This window comes from Komagataeibacter intermedius TF2, from assembly GCF_000964425.1.
Classification (GTDB): Bacteria; Pseudomonadota; Alphaproteobacteria; order Acetobacterales; family Acetobacteraceae; genus Komagataeibacter; species Komagataeibacter intermedius.
Genome location: NZ_BANF01000022.1, coordinates 1 through 2,500, shown reverse-complemented (window position 1 = coordinate 2,500; position 2,500 = coordinate 1). Strand labels below are relative to the sequence as shown.

Sequence of the window (2,500 nt, the reverse complement as noted above, 5' to 3'; positions counted from 1 at the left end):
ACGGCGTACCTTTTGTATAATGGGTCAGCGAGTTTCTGTTTGCAGCAAGCTTAAGCCGTTAGGTGTAGGCGCAGCGAAAGCGAGTCTGAATAGGGCGACGAGTTGCTGGCAGAAGACCCGAAACCGAGTGATCTAGCCATGGCCAGGCTGAAGGTGCGGTAACACGCACTGGAGGGCCGAACCCACGCCTGTTGAAAAAGTCGGGGATGAGCTGTGGCTAGGGGTGAAAGGCCAATCAAACTCGGAAATAGCTGGTTCTCCGCGAAATCTATTGAGGTAGACCGTCTGGTATTACCCCGGGGGGTAGAGCACTGGATGGGCTAGGGGGGCCCAAAGCCTTACCAAACCTAACCAAACTCCGAATACCCGGAAGTATGAGCCAGGCAGACAGACAGTGGGTGCTAAGGTCCATTGTCGAGAGGGAAACAGCCCAGACCACCAGCTAAGGCCCCCAAATCGTGGCTAAGTGGGAAAGGATGTGGGGATTCCAAAACAACCAGGAGGTTGGCTTAGAAGCAGCCATCCTTTAAAGAAAGCGTAATAGCTCACTGGTCTAATAGAAACCCTGCGCCGAAAATGTAACGGGGCTCAAGCCACGTGCCGAAGCTGTGGGTGCATTCTTTGAATGCGCGGTAGCGGAGCGTTCCGTAGGTCTGTGAAGGAGACGGGGTGACCCTCTCTGGAGATATCGGAAGTGCGAATGCTGACATGAGTAGCGACAAACAGTGCGAGAAACACTGTCGCCGAAAGTCCAAGGGTTCCTGCGCAAGGTTAATCCGCGCAGGGTGAGCCGGCCCCTAAGGCGAGGGCGAAAGCCGTAGTCGATGGAAACCGGGCAAATATTCCCGGGCCTGCCAGAAGTGACGAATACAATATGTTGTCGGGTCTTATCGGATTGATCCGGCTTTTGGAGTATTCCAGGAAATAGCTCTGGCATATAGACCGTACCCGAAACCGACACAGGTGGACTGGTAGAGAATACCAAGGCGCTTGAGAGAACGATGCTGAAGGAACTAGGCAAATTACTTGCGTAACTTCGGGATAAGCAAGACCCGTCAGTGGGCAACCATTGGCGGGTGGCACAGACCAGGGGGTAGCGACTGTTTAGTAAAAACACAGGGCTGTGCGAAGTCGAGAGACGACGTATACGGCCTGACGCCTGCCCGGTGCCGGAAGGTTAAGAGGAGGTGTGCAAGCACCGAATTGAAGCCCCGGTAAACGGCGGCCGTAACTATAACGGTCCTAAGGTAGCGAAATTCCTTGTCGGGTAAGTTCCGACCTGCACGAATGGCGTAACGACTTCCCCGCTGTCTCCAGCATCGGCTCAGCGAAATTGAATTCCCCGTGAAGATGCGGGGTACCCGCGGTCAGACGGAAAGACCCTATGAACCTTTACTGCAGCTTTGCAGTGGCATCAGAGACATTCTGTGTAGGATAGGTGGGAGGCTTTGAAACCGGGGCGCCAGTTCCGGTGGAGCCATCCTTGAAATACCACCCTGACTGTTTCTGATGTCTAACCGAGGCCTGTTAGCCAGGTCCGGGACCCTGCATGGTGGGCAGTTTGACTGGGGCGGTCGCCTCCCAAAGTGTAACGGAGGCGCGCGATGGTGGGCTCAGGTCGGTCGGAAACCGACTGTCGAGTGCAATGGCATAAGCCCGCCTGACTGTGAGAGTGACAGCTCGATCAGAGACGAAAGTCGGCCATAGTGATCCGGTGGTCCCGCGTGGAAGGGCCATCGCTCAACGGATAAAAGGTACTCTAGGGATAACAGGCTGATCTCCCCCAAGAGTCCACATCGACGGGGAGGTTTGGCACCTCGATGTCGGCTCATCACATCCTGGGGCTGGAGCAGGTCCCAAGGGTTCGGCTGTTCGCCGATTAAAGTGGTACGTGAGCTGGGTTTAGAACGTCGTGAGACAGTTCGGTCCCTATCTGCCGTGGGTGTTGGAGACTTGAGAGGATTTGTCCCTAGTACGAGAGGACCGGGATGAACATACCTCTGGTGCACCGGTTGTCGCGCCAGCGGCACAGCCGGGTAGCTAAGTGTGGACGGGATAACCGCTGAAAGCATCTAAGCGGGAAACCCACCTCAAAACAAGGTCTCCCCGAGGGCCGTGATAGACCATCACGTCAATAGGCCAGGTGTGGAAGCGCAGCAATGCGTGCAGCTAACTGGTCCTAATCGCCCAACAGGCTCATTCCATAGCCCCCTCAAAAGGGCAACACACATGCACAGCAGTCATCCACTCTTCAACATACTTGACACCACCAACCCATCACATCCTCTCAGCCCCTTGCAAGGGATGACTGGATGACCTGGTGGCCATGGCGGGGAATGATCCACCCGATCCCATCCCGAACTCGGCCGTGAAAACCCCCAGCGCCCATGATACTGTGCCTTAAGGCACGGGAAAGTCGGTCGCCGCCAGGTCTTCCAGTCACCCCTCACCACCGCGGGGTGGAGCAGCCCGGTAGCTCGTCAGGCTCATAACCTGAAGG

The 2,500-nt window shown here is 56.0% G+C and carries 2 rRNA genes (1 of these 2 cut by a window edge); both read left to right on the top strand.

Annotation, left to right across the window (positions count from 1 at the left end):
• Positions 1 to 2,203: ribosomal RNA gene (locus B7449_RS03850) — 23S ribosomal RNA — on the top strand; it begins 536 nt to the left of the window's first position.
• 113 nt (positions 2,204 to 2,316) lie between these two features.
• Positions 2,317 to 2,432: ribosomal RNA gene (gene rrf, locus B7449_RS03845) — 5S ribosomal RNA — on the top strand.
• Positions 2,433 to 2,500: the final 68 nt, after the last annotated feature.